Here is a 22,342-nt window from a genome sequence, read left to right as displayed (position 1 = left end):
AACGCTTCCAAATGTGATAGAGGTAAAATGAATGGCCATTCGTTTTTGTCAAAAGAAAAAGACCCACAGCTTTGCACGCTTCTATATAAATTTATATAGAAACAATGAAATGTGGATCTCTTCTTTTCTCCGTCACGTTTATTAACTTGTCTATAATGTTAACCTCTTATGAAAGCGGTGTCAACAGAATTTTTTCACATTTTCGTCACTTTTTTTGGTAATGTTTCCATAGTTCGCGTTTTGACGTCGTAATCGCTGTCGCACCAGCGTTTAAAGCTCTTTCCACATCTTCTACAGTACGAATAAAACCACCTGCTAAAATCGGTACACCAGTACGCTCTTTCACTTCAGCGATAATATCCGTCATTGCTCCTGGAAGCACCTCAATATAATCCGGTTTTGTCTTATCTAAAAGATTGCAGCTCTTCTCCATCGCACTCGAATCGATTAAAAAGATGCGTTGTATTGCCACAACACCTTTTTGCTTCGCCTTCATAATAACGCTCGCCTTTGTCGAAAGTAACCCGTACGGTCTAAACTCCTGACATAAATATTCCGTCGCATGCCCATCACTCTGCAAGCCATGAATTAAATCCACATGTAAAAACACCTTTTTACAATATTGCTTCGCAAGTGATATAACACTCTTCAATTGGCCGACATGAATATCTAAAATAACGATATATTCATACGAACTATGTAATAGCTTTTCCAAATCTTTAATTTGCCTCACTGCCGGCAAAATTTTCTGTTCATGAAATTCCATTCTAAATGTCCCCTTCTTTATGTCATCCTATCCTTTATAGTACACAATTTAAGTGAAAAGAACAGCCAGTGTTGGGGATTTCTTTCAAATCTTTCCTCTATTTATATATTTTCTTCAACTTATCGGAACCTATACCACCTATAATCATGAATACAAGGGGCAAAAGATTCATTACATATGGCGCATCTGCTACAATTGTAATACTTGCTCCAGCAAACTTATTTAGCATCCATACAACGATTTTTGCAATAAACAAAAATACTCCTATCATAAATAGACTATCAAAAAACACCTTCCATTTTGGATACGCCAATTGCTTACTATCTTTAATTATTTTCTGCGTCAATTCTTCATCACTCCTTAGCAGTTCATCAATTGTAATACCGAACAGATCGCTTAAATGAATAATAATTTCAATGCTCGGATAGTTCTTTCCCGTCTCCCATTTCGAAACAGATTGCCTACTTACATGAATTTTTTCAGCCAAATCATTTTGCGACCAATTTCTTTTTTCCCTTTCTTCTTTTAAACGCTCACTAAAAATCATACTGTGTTTATCACCTCTCTATACCCATTATGTTCAAATAAATGATGAAGAGTAAAGCTAGTTATCGTTGCATTTCCTGCGCAACTTATGCGTTACAGCTTATAATAGCGCTATTTAATATGGATCTTCCCTATACTATGCTCCAATAATAATTTCCCGAACAATAATACAAGGGACGGATACTAATAAAGTGAAACTTTAATCAGCCCTCACTAATCGGGCTTTTACGGACAGCCCGCGCCCCACCTAACTTCTTTGATTCCGCTGAATTTTGAGGTGGGTCTTACTGCCCGGCAAATAGCGGGATAAAGACTAGATTAGGCATAAAAAATACGCCATCCCTTCTTATCAGTCTCCAGAAAGAATAACGCAAATTTTCATTTTTACTCATCATTTTTCGGACTATATGAAAACCCCGGATATTTCACAACAGGCCTCTTCTCCTTACGCAGGGAATCCATTACTTGCGGGCCAACATGTATATTACTCTCCACTATTTCTTTAGGAGTCAGTGCCATCCATTGATTTAACGATACATCTTCAAAACGATTACTTCTGAACATCTCTAAAAACCATAATGTTTCGGTACCTGTATTTTGAATATAATGCCCCGTCGCAAACGGTACATATCCGACATCGCCAGCTCTATAATCAAATGTACGAGCGGTACCATTTCCAAGAAACACAGTCATTCTCGCTTCCCCTGTCAAATAATATTGCCATTCATCATTATTCGGGTGCCAATGAAGTTCTCTCATTCCACCAGGCTCAACCTCAACGAGCGCTGCTGCGATTGTTTTGGAAATAGGGAAATTTGTAGAATCTACAATTCGAACGCTACCACCAGGTGTCTTAATCGGCTTTTGTTTTAACAATTCATGTTTAAATGTTAAAGGAACTTCTCCTTTCGGCGATTGAATTTCCTGACTTTCAAGCGAACCTGGCACCTCTCCTTGATAAATATAAACTTGATCTGAAGGGATAGAACGAAAAGCACTCTCAGGCACTCCGAAATTAGCCGACAACACTTCTTTTGGCGTATGCGCAAACCAATCGGAAATAGCTAAAGTAGATAAATCAGAAAAATGCCCATCATCGAAAACGAGTAGAAATTCACAATGTTCCAATCCTTGAATGGAATGCGGAATACCAGGCGGAAAATACCAAAGATCACCTGGTCCAACATCAGCAATAAAATTCCGTCCATTTTGATCAACAGCCGTTATGCGCGCCCGTCCTAAAAGCATATACGCCCATTCTGCCTCTTTATGCCAATGTAGTTCTCGTACTCCACCGGCCGTTAAACTCATATTTACTCCCGCAATCGTCGTCGAAACCGGTAGTTCCCGAGCAGTAATCTCCCGAGACCACCCGCCTTGTTTCAAAATCATAGAAGTGTCCGAGAATGAAAACTTCAAGTTAGGAACTAACCCTGCATCCGTTATAGGCGGAACAAGCATATTCGGATTTTGAATATCCCGCATAACATTACGAGGTCCAGAATCAATCGCACCTGCTCCGTCGCTGCGGATTGGTTGTGGCACATTCCCTCCCGCTTCATTAACAGTACGTTTCTTCATGATTACACTCCTTTTTCATCCGGTTAGTAAGTAAAAAGCCTCCATCATAGTGTATGAATAGGGCTTTGGATGGTTACAGTTACATCATCTGCCTATCATTATCGTTTTGTTCATTTCTCAACTTATAATAGTATGAACAGCGCCTGGAAAGATAATGAAGAAATTAAATTAAAACTATTAAAAAAACCTGTAAAATTTAGTGCAAACAAGTTAATATACTTAATTAGTAAATTTCCCTCGAATAATTTATTAAAATCTAACATCCGTATACTTCTTACATATTTATAATATTTCCACATGTACTGTTTTACAAATAATCACATATTCGATCAAAGGGATTTATGTAGTCTTTAAAAGGAAATTTACTAAACGAAAAGAAAATTTTAACAACAATGAAAAGAAGCTAACAATAAATTGTTAACTTCTCAACCGAAAGTAAAATACTATCTTTCCTTATCTTCTAATATCTAGGTTGTGATTGAATATTTGTAAGATGAACATCAAACATATCAATGATTTCAAGAAATCTATCAGCTTCACGGAAAACATGGTCTGCTAATAAGGGATGAATGATACTCTTTATTTTACATTGCTCAATTAAATCACGTGCTGTTTTCTTAAAATCCCGAAGAGATGCAACCGACACACGATTTTGATCTAAAAATTGATCTAAAAGAGGGGCTGTTTGGGATTGTGGTTTCATAGATTCTAAGTCAATTGCTTGATACATCAATTCATCAAAATCATTGCTAAAATTCCGCGCTGTATCTACAAGCTTTCTTTCCGATGGATCAAGAAGATGGCCAATAAATTTAGCATGGTCTGCCATAATCCGTAAAAAGAAAACATTTTCTTTAATAATAGCATCAGGAAGCGCATCTAATTTACCTTCATTTAATTGTATTAAACGTTTTCTAAAATAATCAGCTTCCCTACTTGTATGGTCAACTAAAAGTGGAAAGTTATTTTGTCCTGGCAATTTACATGTGAGAATTAATCCTAAAATTTTTCTTTTAAATCCCCAAATATTAGTTGCGGCTTGTTGTACTTCTGCATTAAATCTTTTTATTTGCTCAGGATCTGTTTCATTTGTATAGGAATGCGCTATTTGTTCAATATGTTCAAACAATCGATAAAATTGATTCGCCTCTTCGATTAGTTGAGTATCCTCGCACCTAAATCCTAAACGAAGAAAAAAAGAATGCTCCTTCATGATTCTAGACCAAAAACGAATTTCATTTAATGAACGCTCAACAAACATTACAGATGTAACACCTGTATCCGGATGTAATGAAGTTTCATCCCTATGCATTGTTAATCCCCCCCAGTAAAATCCCCACTAGTTCCATTCTTATGAGTAAAAAAATATATAAATACCATCAATAAAAGTTTATGATGACTCTCTTATACATGTAAAATTAAACTAATATAACCTTAGCTTGATGAACATATACTGCTCCCGCAGAAGAAAAAAAGCTACCACCGAGATGTAAAATCCTACTAGGTGGTAACCTTTCAAAATTTCTATTAAAGCAATACCGAATCTTTATCACTTTCCTGATTACGTTTCTCACGCTCTTCTTCTAAACGCTTCATATATACTTCGCCTTCTTTTTCAATAAACTCATTATCCATATCTTGCTCTTTTTTCGAAGTATATAAAACCATGTAGCCACTTAGTACAATCCCGACAATTACAAGATACACCCACCATGGTAAAGTTTCCAAATCACTTCATTCCTTTCCTTAGACAAGCCTTATTAGTTTCACTCTATGAGGAAAGAAGTGGATTTATACCTAAAATTTTATTGTGGATGCTTCGCGAAAAATGCTTGTACATATTCCATAAACTCAATTGGTTCCTGACGAAACGGTGCGTGGTATCCTTTTTCAATAATATGAAACGTACTATTTGCAAATAGCCCATGATACAGTTCACCATTTTTCCAAGAAACGCTCTTATCGTGTCGTCCCCATATAATTAAAGTCGGCACCTTAATCTTATCGGCTTCCATCGCGATGCGGCGCTCTCTCATTTTCGTAAGCTGATCATAATGCTCTTTATCATCACGACTATTTTTCACTTCATTTTTATTATACTTCGTAATCTCGGTTACAGTTTGTAAGTCCGTCGATAGCGGTGGTACTTCATAACTTTCTTTTTGCTGGAAAGACTCTATCCCTGTAGCATCCGCCAAGATGAGATGCGTTACTGCATCCGGATATAAATACGCTAAATTGAGGGACATCTCTCCGCCCATCGAATGGCCAAGCACCGCAAACTGATCGTATCCGAGCTTCTTCATTAACTTATAATATAAATTCACTTGCACAGGAAACGAATACTGAAAATCAACTGGCTTAGAAGAACGCCCAAACCCTAAAATATCAACCGCAATAATCGTATGGTCTCGCGCTAGTTCTGGATAAATATCACTAAACCCATCAGAAGAACCACCAAACCCGTGAAACATAAGTAACGGAGGTTTCCCCTCACCAATTTGTTTAAAATAAATCGTTTGCCCATCAATTTGCGCCATACTCTCTTTCGTATTCAGCTTCATCATAACAGTATCTTTCACTTCTCCAACCTTCGCAATCGGCTTCTCAACGAAGTTACAAACAATTAACAAAACGAGCACAATACCGCTAATCATATAAAACTTAAACCGTTTCAAAGTTCCCGTCTCCTTTCTCTTGTTTCTATTTAAAGTTTTTACATTTTTTGGTTGTTTTATGTTCTCTTTTTAATTGTAACTGAGACAGTTACAATTATACTAAAAAAATATAACTCATTTCTATTACTAATGGTTATTATGTAACTATTATAGTTACACATTTAAAGTAAGTCAATTCTTTTCTCTGCATGGCCTGAAAATAGAAAAAGGGACTTCATGTTGAAGTCCCTTTCTTTGTTATTATAGTTGGCTTACTCCGCCGTCGCCTCTATTATCTGCTGGTGCTCCGCCTGTGTCGCCAATGTTAATGTAGTCTGGTCTTGCTGGTGCTCCTCCTGTGTCACCAATATTAACGTAGTCTGGTCTTGCTGGTGCTCCTCCTGTGTCACCAATATTAACGTAGTCTGGTCTTGCTGGTGCCCCTCCTGTGTCACCAATATTTACAGCTTGATTTGTAAAAGAACTATTGAACCCAATTGATAATACCCCTACTAATGCAGTCCCAACAATAGCCAAACGAAATTTCTTCATTATTTTAACGCTCCCTTTTCCAATATATTTTTTTGAGCCTTATTATTCATATAAAAATATTTACTTGCCTTAACATGATCATCAAATTCATAAAATTTCAGTGCTAAAATTTCAGTGTATTCTTGAATACAATCCCATAATCTTTCTCTCTCAAAATAAGAAATTCCTTCTAAAATTACATCTTCAATAATTGATACTGAAGATTTTCCATTGAGTTCTTTCAAAATTTTAAACCGATGTTGAAATTCTTTTTCCCCTAAATCAACACAAATATTTAAACCTTTTTCAACAATTGGATTCGCTAAGTTATATTGTCCTAATTTGTAATGTTCATGTGCTTCTACAAACAAGGCTTTAAAGTGTTCTGGGTAATTTTTGGTCACCTCAGATATATGACGAATCGCTAATTCTGAAAGATTTTGACTAGCATAAAGCCAAGCTAAATTATGCCGAACCATTAGCATATATTTTTTTTGATCTGCTTTTTGCAATACTTCCATAGCAGAATTAAAGTTCTCTTCCGCTAATTCATAGTGATCTATGTCTACACAACATAGTCCAAAAGCATTTTCACATAATCCTACTTTTATTTCATAGCCTGGATATTGTAAAAATGCTGTTTTTGCCCTATTCAAGTAATCTATTGCATGAACTTGGTCATATTTTTGATAATAGAAATTCCCCATCCGATAATTAAACTCCGCATGTTCTATCGGATCTGCAATATATTTCAATAACTTCTCAGCTTGCTCATACTGTTCTTTCGCTTCGTTATAATTTGAAATTAATGTGCAATGAAACCCTTTAAAAAAGTGATAATAATAAGCTAAAAAGCCCTCTGTTGGAATTTCGAAAGATTCCACTTTATCAAAACTATCTTCTCTAACCCCAATCCAATCAACTAATGCATCATATCTAAAATTCAACAACGCATGATAAAGCAATACATCCTGATCCACGTCCAAACCACTAATCTTACTTTCAATCTCCTCTTTCATTTCCGTAGCTTTCTCTATATTTTGCTGCAACATTACACGATACCAATCATCTAAAGAATGTTTCATTTGCTCCCGCGTTACTACATCTGCTCCCATACACTCGCATCCCCTTTTCTCCAAAATTACAAAATTAGGATTTTTATACAATTATCAAAATTGTATATTACCACTCCTTTTCTATGTATTGAAAAATAATTATCAGAAAATTAAATATTTTAATTGATTATACCAAACTTTTCCTTTTTAATAACTTGAGAAACAATTGTCAGAAAATTTAACAGGACAAATAAAAAGCAAGCAGTTCCAGCACTCCGCTAAAACTACTTGCTCTCCTACTTATTATCTCTATTTTTACTCTTTAATAAATTCCTTCGTACTTCTCACTGTATCAATTGGACGAACTAATTTTTCAATTTCTTCACGTTTTGGCTCTAGGAATGGAGGTAAAGATAATTTTTCGCCAAGTGTTTCGTATGGCTCATCTCCCATAAACCCTGGGCCATCTGTTGCAAATTCAAATAAAATTTGTGGTGCAACTCTTGCGTATAATGATTCGAAGAAGTGACGGTTTACATATCCAGATGAAGGAAGTCCTACGCTACTGATTCTCTCAATCCATTCTTCTAATACAGCGCGATCTTCTACGCGGAATGCCGCATGGTGCACTGTACCAAAACCTTGTTGTGCTTCAGGAAGAACTGTATTATGTTCTACAATAACAGATGCACCGTTTCCGCCTTTGTTCACTTCAAATAAATAGAATTTCCCTTCTTGCGCAACCTCTTTAAATAATAGAACTTTTTCTAACACTTCTTTGAAGAAGCTAAAGTTTGCAATACGGATAAATACAGGTCCTAAACCAGTAATTGCGTATTCTAATGGTACTGGCCCGTTTTGCCATGGTGTACCTGATTCGATTCCTTTATCAAGTTCATCTGAGATTAATTGATAGTGTTGGTCATCAAAGTCAACGAAAGAAAGAGTTTTCTTACCAAATTGCTCTTTAATTCCTGTATGTTCTACTTCAAGACGGTCAAAGCGTTTCACCCAATACTCTAATGCTGCATCAGTCGGAACACGGAATGAAGTTTTTGAAATTTCATTTGTACCGTGTACTCCTTTCGGAACACCTGGGAAATCAAAGAATGTCATATCTGTTCCTGCACTACCTTTATCATCTGCAAAGAATAAATGATACGTTTGAATATCATCTTGGTTTACTGTTTTCTTAACTAAACGCATTCCTAAAACGTGAGTGAAAAACTCATAGTTCTTTTCTGCACTACTTGTAATCGCTGTAACGTGGTGAATTCCTTTTAATTGGTTCATTAGTATATTCCTCCAATGTTTTTTAATTTATATTTTCTCTCCTATTACTTCTCTTCAATAGGTGCTAAATTCGCTTCAATCTCTGCACGCTGATCTTCTAAGAACGGTGGTAAATCAAGTTTTTCTCCTAAATGTTCCACATCTCCATCAACTGTAAATCCTGGTCCATCTGTCGCAATTTCAAAAAGGATTCCGTTTGATTCACGGAAATATAAGCTTTTAAAGTAGAAACGGTCAATGATTCCTGAAGAATGGAAGCCTCTTTGTTTCACTTGTTCTTCCCAATAGGCAAGCTCTGCATCGTTTTTCACACGAATTGCTAAATGGTGAATACTCCCTCGGCCCGGCTTTTCAGTAGGTCCATCTAAATATTTCACAACGATTTCTCCAAAAGCCTCTCCTTTAATGGATTGAAAAATTGCTTCCTCTTCGCTACGGCTAACCTCTGTATAACCAAACATTTCTGTAAGTGTACTCGCCATTTTATCAAGTCTACGAACGGTCATTTCCACAGAACCCATTCCTTGAATTTGATGCGCTGCAGGAACTTCTGATTTCTCCCAAGTTTCCCAGTGCTCTACTTTTTCCCCGTTTGAAACGAGTAGTACTAAGCGAAGACCTTCAGCATCCTCAAATTGCAAAGCAGGACGATTTGCATATGTTGTCATTTCACTATGTTTCACATCAAATTTTTCAAAGCGTTCTTTCCAGTAATGCAAGCTATCCTCTGAAGGAACAAGTAATCCAATTCGAGTAATCGCATTCGTACCGCGATATGTTCTTCCTACTAATGGAATTTCAAAAAATGATAATTCCGTACCTGGACTTCCTGTTTTATCTCCATAAAATAAGTGGTACATTGACGGATCATCTTGGTTTACTGTCATTTTCACACGACGCAAGCCAAGCACGTTTTTATAAAAGTGATTATTTTCATTTGCATTTTTCGTAACCATTGAAATGTGATGATGCCCTTTAATTTTATACATTGGTTATTCCTCCGTTTCGTTTTACTAGTCAAGTGATAACTAAAAAAATAACATTTCCCACAACTAATATGGTTTTTAGCTTTTCAATTTATTCTTAATTATGTTTTTGTAAATTCATCTTAGTTTTTACTGTATAAGTTACTTTGTTTTTTAATCGAAAACAACTGAGTGTATGTTTTTCATATGACTCAATCGCTTTCGTTACTATCACTTTACACCTCAAGTGATTGAAAAGCAAGTGAAAAATCTCGAATTCAAGATTTTTTTGTTAAATAACATTTAGGGTGTAAAATCATTAATTTCTGGATAGCGTCACATCACTATCAAGCTAACAAGAATACACTACCCAAAAACGATAAAAATGAACTTCGTTGCTATAAAAGACAACTTTTTTTGTTCCGAGGGAATTATAGAATTTTATATCTTTACAATTATTTATGGGGAGTTAATTCATTTTTTTCAAGAATAAGTAATTTCTTAAATAGAAGTTCACGTACCTCTTCCTTATGATAATTAATTTTTGTTGATTGATAAGAAATTTAATGAATGATTATTCGAATATGCTTTCGTAAATGTTAAATGTAGTTTTGGGATAATGTTTGGTCAAGTTGATACTAATACCCTCGATAAACGAAAGAAAATTAAGAGTGTTCCGAGAAAAAGTAATTAAAAAACGCTCATTTACAGAAGAACATTATTCAAGTGAAGCCCTCTATAATTCAATTACAACTCCTTGAAAGTTTATGATACTATCCTGATCACACTTTTTATATTTAATGTTTTAAGGAAAAAAGCTATACTATAAGCGAAACTAAAAATCAGAAAGGAAATACCATAACATGGAAAATTATATGCTATTTATCCTTACAGCACTCCTTATTATAATGATGCCTGGTCCCGGTTTTGCTTTAGTTACAAAAAACACTATCTCTCATGGTAGAAATGGTGGGATAAAGACCGTCTTAGGAACGGTATCTGGAATGATGATCCATACAATAATGGCTACACTAGGACTCTCTGCTATCTTAATGAAATTTGCTATGCTATTTACATTAATAAAATATGCTGGGGCATTTTATTTAATTTATTTAGCTGTAAAGTCAATTAAAAGTGCCTTTTCTAAAAAAGAAGATATGTCAGGTTCAGTGGAAATAAACTCTAAGGATATTGGAACGGTTAAAAGTTTTAGACAAGGATTTACCACGGCAATCTTAAACCCAAAAACGGCTGTATTTTTCCTTAGTTTTCTACCCCAATTTATTGTGAGTAATCAAAGTCATTTCTTCCAATTTCTTTTGTTGGGATTCACATTTACGACTTTGACAGCAATATGGTATTTACTTTATATCTCTCTAATACGTCAATTAAGAACTTTTTTAAGAAAAGAAAAGATGAACCGTACAATAGAGGGTATTACTGGCACAGTATTATTAGTATTTGGAGTTAGGCTATTTTTCCAAAAATAAATATGTAATAGAGAGAGTTTAAAACTTTCTGTTTTTCCAATAAATGAATCAATATAAAAAGTATGGCTTTCAAACAGTAAAAAAGTGAACAAACGAGTGTGTTTGTGGAATAAGCTTCAATAAAATAACCAAACTTTTTATAAAGAAGTGAATCGATTATATTAAAATTGATATAAAGGCGTTATCCTTTCCTATGATTTCTCAGAAAGAATAACGCCTTTCTCTTTTTAGAGGATATTTTGTCTAGTTAGCTTGATAGCGATGTGGTTCTATCCCTTATAAAGTGAAACTTTAATCAGTGGGGGTTTTGTTCATCCCCCACTGATTATTAGTTGAACCAATCGGGCTTTTACGGACAGTTGATCCCCCACCTAACTTCTTTGCTTCCGCTGAATTTTGAGGTGGGGGTCTTACTGCCCGTTAATGCGGGATAAATGTTACAAAAACATTTATAATATCTCTAACTTGCACAATGCTTCCCGTTAATATAATACGCTGATTCTGTGAAAACCGTAAATACAACCTCTACTTCTGGAAGTCCAAAATCCATTACATATGTAGTAATGGCCTTGGCAAATCGATCACGAATTTCCTGTCCACGCTCGAACCATTTCACTTCAATAAGAGGAAACGCTTCTATTTCTTCTCCATTGAATATAAACGTAGAACTTGGTAGTTCCAACGTAAAATTATCCGTACCACACTCACAAATCTCTGCGAGCTCTTCTACTAATGGCTTGCTTATGTGTTTTAATTGTTCAGTAGTAATTCCACGAAACACAATATGCGGCATGTAAATCCCTCCTTTAGATAGTTTTATATTTGCCCACATCATAGCACAATTCTCCCACCTTTTAACAAAAATAGATGCTAAACAAGTTTCAACTCTTATTTTTAGGCCTGTTATACAGGCTGAAGCGATTCTAAGTATCTGCCATATTAAAGTTGATATGCTCCCATTCTAGTGGTGAGATATGTTTTAATCGTTCTTCGTTAATCCCATGCGTACTTCTTAACTATTTCATTTAATTTTTAATAAAGAAAACAGCCTCACTAAGCTTTTAAAACTTAATGAGGCCACTTTATTCACACTTTTAATTATGGAACGTCGGTTTATAGAACGAACGATTATCAAGTGCAAAGACACGCTCTGTGTATTCACCTGGTTTTGTGCGTCCTAATGCGCGGTCCATCATGTTCATTTTTGCATCTAGGTTATCGATGTAGTGCAGAATTTCTGCTTCTTTTACTAATGGTGGTTTTGGGCTACCCCATTCTGCTTTTCCGTGGTGCGAAAGGACGATGTGTTGAAGAATTAATACTTCTTCTGCATCGATTTGCAATTCGTCTGCTGCTTTACCGATTTCGTTCACCATGATAGAAATGTGGCCTAGTAAGTTTCCTTCTAACGTATACGTTGTAGAAATTGGGCCAGATAGTTCAATTACTTTACCAAGGTCATGTAAAATAACGCCTGCATATAGTAAGTCTTTATCTAATGATGGGTATAGATTTGAAATAGCTTTCGCTAAATCTAGCATCGATACGACGTGATAAGCTAGTCCAGATACGAACTCGTGATGGTTCTTTGTCGCTGCTGGATATTCTAAAAATTCGTTTTGATGCTTATTTAACAAATGTCTTGTTAGACGTTGAATGTTCGGATTTCTCATTTCAAATATGTATTGTGTAATTTTCTCAACCATATCTTCTTTTTTCACTGGTGCTTTTTCTACGAAATCCGAGATGTCTGTTACTTCATTTTCATTCGCAACACGGATTTGTTTCACACGTAATTGAATACGTCCTTTGTAGTTTAAAATATCACCAGCTACTTTAACGATTGTTTCTGCTACATATTGTTTCTCAACTTCTGGTGATACGTCCCATAGCTTCGCTTCAATATCTCCACTTGGATCTTGTAAGATTACTGTTAAAAATGGCTTTCCATTACTTGCTAGACCTTTTGTCGCTGTTTTAATTAACAAGAAAACATCGACTTGTTCACCAACTTCATATTCTGCAATTTTCTTTTTCATTCGAATTCCTCCACCAAATCAGTTACTTTTAGTATAGCATATCACAACTCATTTTCTTTACGCTTATGTGTTAATTTTACAATCTGTTTTTCTGTAAAATACGCGAGTAAATGCGCATGACATGTAAAGAAGATGACTTGTCTATCTTTTGCGATTTCCTTTATTAGTTCAATCGTTCGATCCGTCCTTACCGCATCAAAGTGCACGAAACTATCATCAATAATAAATGGGTAATCATGTTCAAATGTTTTCGCAAGTGCAAATCTCAGCGCTAAATATAACTGCTCCGCTGTCGCTTGGCTTAGTTCATGACTGTAAAAACGTATACCGTCGTTACGTTCAACAATGAACGGCTCCGCCTCTGACGGTGAAAAGATTTTACTATAGCGTCCGCCCGTTAAATAGACGAAATACTCTTCTGATTTTTGTAAAATACGAGGCAGATGCACTTCATGATAATATTGCTTCGTTTTCGTTAACACCGTTTTTGCGGCCGCATAAGCAGCCCATTTCTTCACTTGTTCACGCAATTGCGCTTTTTTCATTTCACATTCATGCATTAAATCGCCGTACGTACTACCTTCTTCTAAATTCACAATTTCCATACGATGTTTCGCAATGCGCTCTGTCAGTTCTTTCTCTTGCGCCAGACAGTTTTGCACGACTGTAATTTCTCTCTTTAATTTCTCTTCATAACCGTCAGCTTCGTAATGTTCAGCTAATGATAAACTCTTTAAACGCTGTTCTAACAGATCAATTTGCGGTAATAAACGCACTACTTGTTTCTCAGCATCTTCACGTTTTCCCGCTAGTTTACCTGCTTCTAAAAACATCTCTTCATCTGTAGCATCTGCAATATGCCATAAACTGTCTCGTTCTACTAGCAATTGCTTTAATTGTTCTTTCATAAACTCATATTCTTCTTGCCATTCCGCCAGTTTCTCTTTCAGCTGCTTACAAGTTTGTCTCTTCTCTTTCTCATTTTGCATAAGCCTTTGCGCCTCATACAACTTACTATACTCCGCACTACCGATAACAGTTTCTAGTTTATGTTCAAATTGCGAAATCATTTCATATAATGAAGATTTTCGTGTGCCTTGCTTCTCTAATTCACGATATAATTGCTGCATTTTTTCCATACGCTCAAACGCCGGCAATATGTGCGCATACGTATAAAATTCTGGGAACATATAGCGCGTTTTATATGCATCTACTTGTTCTCCCGCCTGGAACGTTTCTCTCTCCCATTCCTCATACGATGAAACGACTTTATCATAAGCTCGCTCCATTTGCTGCAATTTATAAGACTCACGCTCAAATAGCTTCCGAATCTCTGCATCTTTTTCTAACTGATAGCGCACAGACAGCGCTTCTTCACTTTGTCTCCCGCCAGCACTTTGCTGAAGAGTAAGAAGCTCTTCTTGTAATCCACTTGGCGGATCTTTATATAAAACAAGGGCAAGAACAATCCCTACAAAAACAATAACACTAATAAATAAGAGCGGGCGGTTATCAATAAATAAACTCGTGAATAAAACAAGCGTGTTAATAAGAAGTAACAGAAGACAAACTCTTTGCCACTGCTTTTTCTTTTGCATAGCTGCTCCTGCTTTTTCCTCATACTTGCGCTTCATTCTCTCTGCGCCCATACCGATAAACGCCTCATCTTGGAACGATTTCTCTTTCTCAACTAACGTATTTCGCTCTTCATCAACTAACATTTGTTTCTGAATCTGTCTTATATTTTCTTCTTGTTCTTCTAATTGCTCTTGCGCTACTTTAAAACGATCATCAAGCTGTACTTTTTGCGTTTCTAATTCACGTGCCTTTTGCACGGTTTGCGTAATTAATTCTTTCGTTGCCAAACTCATATCAAACGAAAGAACCGCTTCCTTTTCAAAAGTAGCACCAATTTGTTGTTCTAGTTCTGCAATTTCTTCTTTTATATTCGCAATACTTCCTGTCATATCACGCATTTCTTGGCGTGCATTTTCGTAAGATAAATGCTGCATACGAAGTTCTTCTACATAACTTTCTTTTCGTAAAAACTCTTCATCTATTTGAATCGAGACAATTTCCGATTGCACTGTCTCTATTTTTTTGTGGAGCGAATCAACTTGTAACTGAAGCGGCTCCATCTTCGCCTTAATCGCTTCATAGCGCGCCATTCCGTTTACAGGAAACTGCCTGCTCTCATTTTCTAACACTTTCTCATGCGCACGCTTTTCAATAACGAGGGGCTCAAGCGCTGCTAATATTTCATAATCTTGCTTTCGCCTTTCTGCACTCTCTTTCTCTCCGCGAACAGAAGCAAGCTTCTCTTCACTTTCTTTTAACTGCTCCACTTGTTTTTCATACGTGCCAATTTTTCCTTGCCACTCTTTCATCTTCTCTTCAAGCTTCTTCATCTCTTGCAGTGACACGTTAATTTCCGGTTTACGCCCACTCGGTTTAAAACGCTGATCCATTTCTTTTTCTAGCTTTTTATCTAACTGTAATAGCGCATCGCTTCCGACTGCACTTGCTGAAAATAAATAATTGCCAATATCCGCTTCGCCGAGCTGATGAATATTTTGAAGACCATGCATATCAAATGAAAAGACCGATTCAAATAAACTTTCATTCATCCCGCTTAATATATCGTTTAAAATTTCCTCGCCGCCCGTTTTCCCGTCTTCAAAATAAACGGTCACCTCGCCAGCTGCCGTCTTTGGCAATCGTTCAATTTTCAAACGGCCGTACTGCTCTGTTTGTACAGTCATCGCACCGCCATACTTCCCGCCTTCTTTCGGCTCATAACGGCGCTGTCCTCTCGTCGGAAAACCGAACAGAATACTTTTCATAAACGAGCGAATTGTCGATTTCCCCGCTTCATTTTCACCGTATAGCACCGTCAGCAAGGAAAGATCCATTTCCACATTTTCTAATTTTCCGTACCCATAAATATGGAGTTTTTCAATTCTCATTTTTTATCCCTCTCTTGCTGGAATAATTGCTCTAAAATAATATTTTCTGCTTCCTTTTGAATCTCTTTCTTCTCGTCTTCTGTAAAAGATTCAATACTATTACGCGCTACAGGAGATGTCCAAATGGTGCGCAACACGCCATCCATATTTGTGAAAGCTTCTAGCTCCTTTAGCACACTACAGACGAAATGATTTTCCGCTTTCAAACGTTCGATTTCCGCAAAAGAAACCGTCTCATTTTTCCACTTCATTGCATATACGAAATCTTTTCGCTCTTCGCCAGATGCTAAAATGTGAAAAATCTCTTCCACACGCTTTTCGTCACGCAAATAAGAAGAAAGTGGGCCCTGCCCTGTGAATACGACAGTTAAAAGCGTCCCTTCCTCTTCTCTTCGGCACTCATTCATCGCAGTTGACATGCTCGTCATAAGTTCATCAACAGTTTCAAGTCCATCAATACAAACTTCGATCTCATCCCATACAACATCTGCCGTATGGAAAAATGAGCAATGCGTTCCTTGTTTCGTAAGTTCAATAAGGTACGCACCCTTCTCACCTGTTTCCTTACGATGACGACCTTGTATGTTCCCTGGATAAATAATGTATGGCTCTTCTGATAAAATTTCACGTTTATGTATATGGCCAAGAGCCCAATAATCAAACTGTTTTTCTTTCAACTCACGAATTTGAAACGGTGCATAGCGATTATGCTCTGCATCTCCTTCCACACTTCCGTGAAGCATGCCAATATGAAAAGGCGCATCACTCATTTTCGTATACTGCGCTGTCATATTATCCGTTACCGCTTGCTGCAAATAACTAAACCCATAAATAGAAGCTAATAGCTCACCATTTTTATAAAATGATTTCTCTTCTACGTAAGGCTCCGTAAACACATGAACATTTTCCGGAAACTCAATCGCTGCCCAGCTTCCTCCTAAATGATCATGGTTACCGTGAATAATAAAAACAGGGATATCGTACTGCGAAAGTCTCTTCATTTGCTCACGCACAAACACTTGCGCCCTCAAACTTCTCGTCTCCGCATCATACAAATCCCCAGCTAGTAATACGAAATCAACGCGCTCTTGAATCGCTTTATCAACAATACGCTCAAATGATTCAAACGTACTTTGCTTCATTCTCTCCCAAACAGACTGCGCAACATTCATCTCCATTCCTTTAAACGGACTATCCAAATGCAAATCAGCCGCATGTATAAACTTTACTTGTTTCACAAATAACGATCCTTTCTATCTTTCAAAAGTTTCATTTTATTAAAATTAACATCGCTGAAAACTAATAATCATCGAGAATGAAAATATTCTCGATGATTAAAGTTTCATTCTATTTTACCACGCAATGTCATATATTTCTTTGCATATTGTAGCGTTTTATGTCAAAATAATTATAAGATTCTGATTTTAATTATTGGAGGGAATTTTCATGGGAGTATACGTTCTAACAGTCTTTGAAAAAGATGGTTCAAAAGCATTAGACGAATCATTCGAGGCGGCAACTGAAAAAGAAGCAAAAGCAAAAGGTGAATCTATTTTACAAGAAAAAGGATTGTATGAAAAAACACATCGCTGTACATCTACTGCAGGTAAGCTCGTTTTATTCCAGCGCTAAAAAAAAGAAGCGTCATCCGCTTCTTTTTCACTCTACTATATCTTCGTCACACCACGTAAACACCACATCTAGAATGCGATTACCAATACGTACGCGTTTATTCCATTTACCTGTTTGGATCTGATGTTGCAATTCAGCTTTCATCTTTTCCGTCCAGTCGTGAATCGTTTCACTACCGTCGTACGGATATACGCCTGGAAACTCTTCCTGCAGTAGATGCAAGCTCTCTGCATCAAAATGAAAATGGAAGAAGTAGTTTGCTGTAAGCGATGGTTCTTGCAATCGTAAAAAATGATCATCAATTTGCTTTCTATTTCTATAGAAAGTAAAGATATTCACTTTACCGCTAGTAATTTGGTCAATTTGAATTTCGTGCTTCTCTATAATCACGTCTTGTCCACCTCGTTGTATACTATCTTTAGTATATATGTCTTTTGCAACAAAGTTAACCATTTTCGCGCGAAATTCATTTCCTTCATTATATTACCTGTACCTCCATATGCAATCAGAACAAATAAAAACAAAGTTGAAGGGGAGCGATCACATGTATTTCGGAAGCAAAGGTTGGTATGTAAAAGAACTTAAAAAATTAGGTATCCGTACTTATGAAGGTAAAAAACTAGAATCGTATCGTACGCATGTGTTATCTAGTTTACTTGAGAGAATGAAGAAAGCTTCGGCTTAATAGAAAAACACCTCCCGAATTCGCATACTAAGTATGCAAATTCAATGGAGGTGTTTTTATCAGTTTTCATAAAAGATTTTTTGCTTCCGCTGGAACGGATACGTTTTAATCTCAGCTGTATCTAAATCTTCATTGAATAAATGAATGGCTATAATTTGTCTACAATCGTAAGTATGGTAATAATATGTTCCAGACTCCATACACATTGCACTTGTATAGATCGTATTATCTAATATACCGTCTTCTGTTATTACTGCCCCCTTAGGAACCTCACAATTTGATAAGATATGAAAAATAGCCGATATCCCCTCTTCTTCGTTCTCTATACTTTGAATGTTTTGTTTGCCATATGCTGCCCGTACAAATCTTGATGGCGGGGTGAAATCTCCAGGAAGTCCCATCGTTCCTGAACCTTGGCCAAAAGCACTTAATGGTACATCTCCCCACTCAGTTGGCGCAAATGGCTGCGATTTAAGTCCAATATATTGTCTTAAATTTTGTAAATGCCAATTAAACTCGGGACTATTAGTCATTACTCCTATTGGATTGTCATACACTTTTATTCCATCAACTGTCGGCTCAAGTACAATACACGCTCCCGATTTATCTGCTAAAATCCAATGTAGCGGCGGCGTAATTCCTAAAACTGGTAATGGCACATCTATAAAGGCAATGTTATCAATATATTTTCTTAATTCTTCAACAGAATTGAACTGCGTGAGGCTCCAAGTCACAAAATCAAATGGCGCTACATTCGTTTTATTGCTATCTATATGATTACTATAAGTAGCAAATCCTGGGAAATAGAGAGTTGCACATGTCATACCAGTTTCATTTACTCCGTCCGCCATCATGACCCTTCCTCCAAAATTAATTCCCATTCCGACAACAGCCTTTTTCGCTCGGATCGTTTCACCAGTTATATTGTTCCACTGATAACGCCGAGGAATGATTATTACTTCTTGATTCATATCTAATGTGAAATCCATTGTTCTCCCAAAAAGATGTTGGAAATTTTTTGTTTGTAACGTCAAACTAGTACACATGAAGAAATCCCCCCATTTTATAGTTCTATAAACATTTTATAAAATTCTGATAAATACGTAAATTAAAAACCCTATTTATCACTAACAAAATAATCGCCCAAACCAAAAATGCTATAATAAACCCAATCAAACTAAGGGGGAACATTTATGTTGGACGGAACATGCATTCAATTTCACAAGTTTGGCAATCCAAAAGACGTATTACAAGTTGAATATAAAAATATAGAACCACTAAAAGATAATGAAGTTTTCGTCCGTATGCTAGTTAGACCTATTAATCCATCTGACTTAATTCCCATCACTGGAGCATACGCACATAGAATCCCTTTACCTAACATACCTGGTTATGAAGGTGTTGGTATTGTAGAAGATGTAGGAGCTTTTGTTTCTAGAGAGCTTATCGGTAAACGTGTGTTACCGTTACGCGGGGAAGGTACTTGGCAAGAATATGTGAAAACATCAGCTGACTTTGTAGTTCCTATTCCTGATTCCATCGATGATTTCACAGCGGCACAAATGTATATTAATCCTCTTACGGCGTGGGTTACATGTACAGAAACGCTAAACTTACAACGTAATGATGTTTTATTAGTGAATGCTTGTGGATCCGCAATTGGTCATCTTTTTGCGCAGTTATCACAAATTTTAAACTTCCGACTCATTGCCGTGACAAGAAATAATAAGCATACAGAGGAGTTACTGCGCCTAGGTGCTGCATATGTAATCGATACTTCCACTACCCCGCTTTATGAAACCGTTATGGAATTAACGAACGGGCTCGGCGCGGATGCTGCAATTGATTCTATCGGGGGACCGGATGGAAATGAATTAGCTTTCTCAGTACGTCCAAACGGGCACTTTTTAACGATCGGTCTTCTATCAGGTGTACAAGTTAACTGGGCAGAGATTGTCACGAAAGCAAAAGTGCACACGAACATATTTCATTTACGACATTGGAATAAAGAAGTGTCACCATATAAATGGCAAGAGACGTTTCGTCATTTAATTCACTTAGTAGAAAATAAGCAATTACGTTTTATGAAAGTACATTCTACGTATGGATTAGCGGATGTGAAAGCGGCAGTTGATGTTGTACAGTCCGCTGAGAAAACGAAAGGGTAACTAACTGTTACGATTTATTTAACCAATTATAACGAAAGTTAATTAAATATATCAGTAAGCCCTGCTAGTCAAGTGATTGGCTAGTAGTGAGGGTTAACTGCGGGCAATCCCTAAAGCTGATTGAACTACAACGTGGCTAGAAATAGTGAGCGTGAATGTCGCGAAAGCAGAAAAAATCAATCAGATTGTGCAAGGTTAAATCCTAAACACTAGAACAATGGGTCTTCCGCCTCGAATCATCTAAGTCAAAATGGATAGGATGAACGTTCAACGACTATCTCGTATAACTGACGAGAGTACATCACAAGCCTATGGTGGTGGAAAAATCCTCTATCTCTAAGTAGATAAACATATAGTCTGCGCTCATGTGAAAACATGAGAAGTTCATAAGAGAACTGGCTAAGGAATTGCGCCCTTAGTTGAACAAGATAAATTTTATTGAATCTATCAAACTTTATTGATTTTATCGAACGTACGTGCTATGTTTGGTTCGATGAGGTGAGAATAATAATGAAATTTTCACGAGTTAGTCAAGTATCGGAATTAACAGGTTTGCATCCGAGTAGTCTTACGAGAATGCTGGTGGAACACGCTACGATTCAGAAGAACAAATCTTTATTAAAGGAGTTACATTCTGATGATATTGGCGAAGAAAGTCAGACTAATTCCAACGCCTGAACAAGAACAAGTGCTAAAAAAACATGCCGGTGCTGCAAGATTCGCTTATAACTATTGTAAAAGAATAAGTGATAGATACTATAAGCTATTTGGAAAATCTGTTTCACAGTTAGCTTTACAGAAACGATTTACAAAGATCAAGAAGCGAAAGAGATATGAGTGGTTAAATGACATCAACGCACAAGTTCCCAAACAGGCTTCACAAGATTTTGATACGGCGAGAAAACATTCGTTCAAAAAGTACAAAAATGGTTATCACACTTCTTATAAATCCAAAAAAGATTTAATCCAAGGATTTTATGCCAATTATGAAAGACTGGTTATAGGAAAGAAAGTAGTTCATATTCAGTCTATTGGAGAAGTGAAAACAAGCCAACAACTACCAAGAAATAAAAAAACATCCAACCCAAGAGTTACCTTTGACGGTCGTCACTGGTGGATTAGTGTAGGGTTCCAAGAAGACTTTGAATCACAAGAACTAACCGATGAGTCGATTGGTGTGGATGTTGGTTTAAAAGAGCTGTTTGTAGCTTCTAATGGTACGAAAGAACGAAATATAAACAAAGATGCCAAGGTTAAAAAACTTTTGAAAAGGAAAAAGTCAGCGCAAAGAGATATGTCTAGGAGATTTAAAAAAGGTGTGAAATTTCAATCTGCTGGATATGAAAAAGCGAAAGCTGAGCACCTGCGGTTATCTAGGAAAATTATGAATATCCGAAATAACCATATCCATCAAGCAACAGCTAAATTGGTGAAAACCAAACCAATGAGGATTGTTGTGGAAGACTTATCTATCTCAAACCTGTTAAAAAACAAAAAACTATCGAAAGCATTTTCATTTCAAAAATTAAACTTCTTCTTTCAATGTTTGTCATACAAGTGCGAGAAGTACGGCATTGCGTATGTAAAAGCTGATAAATGGTTCGCTTCAAGCAAGATTTGCTCATGTTGCGGCGTTAAATACGACCATTCAGTTCAACCAGAAGGACAGTGGAGTTTAAAGATTCGTGAATGGCGTTGTGCTTCATGCAATAGCTATCACGATAGGGATGTAAATGCGTCGATAAATTTATCAAGATGGGTAAAATAAATGCTTGATAATAGGAGGTAACGATACTGCCTCGTGTGGAGTGTTATACCTCTCGTCCCTTTGGGGCTGCGAGAACACTTTGAAGCACTAACTTGTGTAAATTTGATTGAATTGTATAGATTTAGTTAAGTTTATCGTATCGGAAAGTGTTTTTGACGAGTTATTAAATGCAAAAGAAGAAGTCTTTTGCATTTACCTTT

The 22,342-nt window shown here is 36.5% G+C and carries 21 protein-coding genes; 5 read left to right on the top strand and 16 right to left on the bottom strand.

The features are described 5' to 3' along the window. Positions 1 to 205 precede the first annotated feature (205 nt). The 10 genes from glpP to MHH27_RS05560 form a co-directional block, all read right to left on the bottom strand. On the bottom strand, positions 206 to 766 hold the full coding sequence (glpP, locus tag MHH27_RS05605) for a glycerol uptake operon antiterminator GlpP (protein ID WP_000394286.1): 561 nt from the start codon (positions 764 to 766) through the stop codon (positions 206 to 208). 97 nt (positions 767 to 863) lie between these two features. After that, positions 864 to 1,313: a helix-turn-helix domain-containing protein gene (locus MHH27_RS05600; RefSeq protein ID WP_069355155.1), complete on the bottom strand. Its 450-nt coding sequence runs from the start codon at positions 1,311 to 1,313 to the stop codon at positions 864 to 866. A 383-nt stretch (positions 1,314 to 1,696) separates the two neighbouring features. Beyond that, positions 1,697 to 2,893: an oxalate decarboxylase family bicupin gene (locus tag MHH27_RS05595; RefSeq protein ID WP_000747514.1), complete on the bottom strand. Its 1,197-nt coding sequence runs from the start codon at positions 2,891 to 2,893 to the stop codon at positions 1,697 to 1,699. A gap of 460 nt (positions 2,894 to 3,353) precedes the next feature. After that, a complete protein-coding gene (locus MHH27_RS05590) occupies positions 3,354 to 4,205 on the bottom strand; it encodes a DUF2935 domain-containing protein (protein WP_000554478.1) in 852 nt (283 codons plus the stop codon). Positions 4,206 to 4,420: 215 nt separating this feature from the next. Next, positions 4,421 to 4,621 (bottom strand): sporulation YhaL family protein, encoded by a 201-nt coding sequence (locus tag MHH27_RS05585; RefSeq protein WP_000449225.1) that lies wholly within the window; start codon positions 4,619 to 4,621, stop codon positions 4,421 to 4,423. A 77-nt stretch (positions 4,622 to 4,698) separates the two neighbouring features. After that, positions 4,699 to 5,571 (bottom strand): alpha/beta fold hydrolase, encoded by an 873-nt coding sequence (locus tag MHH27_RS05580; RefSeq protein WP_139213190.1) that lies wholly within the window; start codon positions 5,569 to 5,571, stop codon positions 4,699 to 4,701. Positions 5,572 to 5,811: 240 nt separating this feature from the next. Then, positions 5,812 to 6,102: a Phr family secreted Rap phosphatase inhibitor gene (locus MHH27_RS05575; protein ID WP_090975729.1), complete on the bottom strand. Its 291-nt coding sequence runs from the start codon at positions 6,100 to 6,102 to the stop codon at positions 5,812 to 5,814. Continuing rightward, positions 6,102 to 7,196, bottom strand: coding sequence for a response regulator aspartate phosphatase (locus MHH27_RS05570; RefSeq protein ID WP_090975727.1), 1,095 nt, complete (start codon positions 7,194 to 7,196; stop codon positions 6,102 to 6,104). The genes MHH27_RS05575 and MHH27_RS05570 overlap by 1 nt, the downstream gene beginning before the upstream one ends. Before the next feature lie 255 nt (positions 7,197 to 7,451). Further along, complete coding sequence (locus tag MHH27_RS05565; protein WP_340941870.1) at positions 7,452 to 8,429, bottom strand: ring-cleaving dioxygenase; 978 nt, start codon at positions 8,427 to 8,429, stop codon at positions 7,452 to 7,454. A 44-nt stretch (positions 8,430 to 8,473) separates the two neighbouring features. Beyond that, positions 8,474 to 9,418: a ring-cleaving dioxygenase gene (locus tag MHH27_RS05560; protein WP_090975725.1), complete on the bottom strand. Its 945-nt coding sequence runs from the start codon at positions 9,416 to 9,418 to the stop codon at positions 8,474 to 8,476. Between the two features lie 839 nt (positions 9,419 to 10,257). On the opposite strand from MHH27_RS05560, the gene MHH27_RS05555 reads away from it, so the two are divergent. Then, a complete protein-coding gene (locus tag MHH27_RS05555; RefSeq protein ID WP_340941868.1) occupies positions 10,258 to 10,884 on the top strand; it encodes a LysE family translocator in 627 nt (208 codons plus the stop codon). Positions 10,885 to 11,344: 460 nt separating this feature from the next. Here the strand turns inward: MHH27_RS05555 and MHH27_RS05550 are convergent, their stop codons facing one another. The 4 genes from MHH27_RS05550 to MHH27_RS05535 form a co-directional block, all read right to left on the bottom strand. Beyond that, entirely contained in the window at positions 11,345 to 11,677 is a 333-nt protein-coding gene (locus MHH27_RS05550) for a DUF1904 family protein (protein WP_023521344.1), read from the bottom strand. Between the two features lie 301 nt (positions 11,678 to 11,978). Further along, entirely contained in the window at positions 11,979 to 12,923 is a 945-nt protein-coding gene (gene yhaM, locus MHH27_RS05545) for a 3'-5' exoribonuclease YhaM (protein WP_000726652.1), read from the bottom strand. A 41-nt stretch (positions 12,924 to 12,964) separates the two neighbouring features. After that, complete coding sequence (locus MHH27_RS05540) at positions 12,965 to 15,889, bottom strand: ATP-binding protein (protein ID WP_340941866.1); 2,925 nt, start codon at positions 15,887 to 15,889, stop codon at positions 12,965 to 12,967. After that, a complete protein-coding gene (locus MHH27_RS05535) occupies positions 15,886 to 17,127 on the bottom strand; it encodes a metallophosphoesterase family protein (protein ID WP_340941864.1) in 1,242 nt (413 codons plus the stop codon). The genes MHH27_RS05540 and MHH27_RS05535 overlap by 4 nt, the downstream gene beginning before the upstream one ends. Before the next feature lie 208 nt (positions 17,128 to 17,335). On the opposite strand from MHH27_RS05535, the gene MHH27_RS05530 reads away from it, so the two are divergent. Continuing rightward, entirely contained in the window at positions 17,336 to 17,521 is a 186-nt protein-coding gene (locus MHH27_RS05530; protein WP_000539552.1) for a YhzD family protein, read from the top strand. Positions 17,522 to 17,548: 27 nt separating this feature from the next. Here MHH27_RS05530 and MHH27_RS05525 read toward each other — a convergent pair whose 3' ends face one another. Beyond that, positions 17,549 to 17,911 (bottom strand): hypothetical protein, encoded by a 363-nt coding sequence (locus tag MHH27_RS05525; protein WP_000582776.1) that lies wholly within the window; start codon positions 17,909 to 17,911, stop codon positions 17,549 to 17,551. A 154-nt stretch (positions 17,912 to 18,065) separates the two neighbouring features. Here MHH27_RS05525 and MHH27_RS05520 point away from each other — a divergent pair, with 154 nt between their 5' ends. After that, entirely contained in the window at positions 18,066 to 18,206 is a 141-nt protein-coding gene (locus tag MHH27_RS05520) for a YflJ family protein (protein ID WP_000273536.1), read from the top strand. A gap of 59 nt (positions 18,207 to 18,265) precedes the next feature. On the opposite strand, the gene bsh is transcribed toward MHH27_RS05520, so the two are convergent. Then, complete coding sequence (bsh, locus tag MHH27_RS05515) at positions 18,266 to 19,252, bottom strand: choloylglycine hydrolase (protein WP_097822156.1); 987 nt, start codon at positions 19,250 to 19,252, stop codon at positions 18,266 to 18,268. Positions 19,253 to 19,399: 147 nt separating this feature from the next. On the opposite strand from bsh, the gene MHH27_RS05510 reads away from it, so the two are divergent. Then, the gene (locus MHH27_RS05510; protein ID WP_340941861.1) at positions 19,400 to 20,374 is read left to right on the top strand and encodes a zinc-dependent alcohol dehydrogenase family protein; all 975 of its coding nucleotides are present in this window, start codon (positions 19,400 to 19,402) and stop codon (positions 20,372 to 20,374) included. Positions 20,375 to 21,011: 637 nt separating this feature from the next. Next, a complete protein-coding gene (locus MHH27_RS05505; RefSeq protein WP_340941860.1) occupies positions 21,012 to 22,142 on the top strand; it encodes an RNA-guided endonuclease InsQ/TnpB family protein in 1,131 nt (376 codons plus the stop codon). The last annotated feature ends 200 nt before the right edge of the window (positions 22,143 to 22,342 follow it).

The organism is Bacillus sp. FSL L8-0152 (genome assembly GCF_038006365.1).
GTDB lineage: Bacteria > Bacillota > Bacilli > Bacillales > Bacillaceae_G > Bacillus_A > Bacillus_A cereus.
Note: the sequence above shows the minus strand (reverse complement) of the source record. Positions and strands in the feature narration are given on the sequence as shown.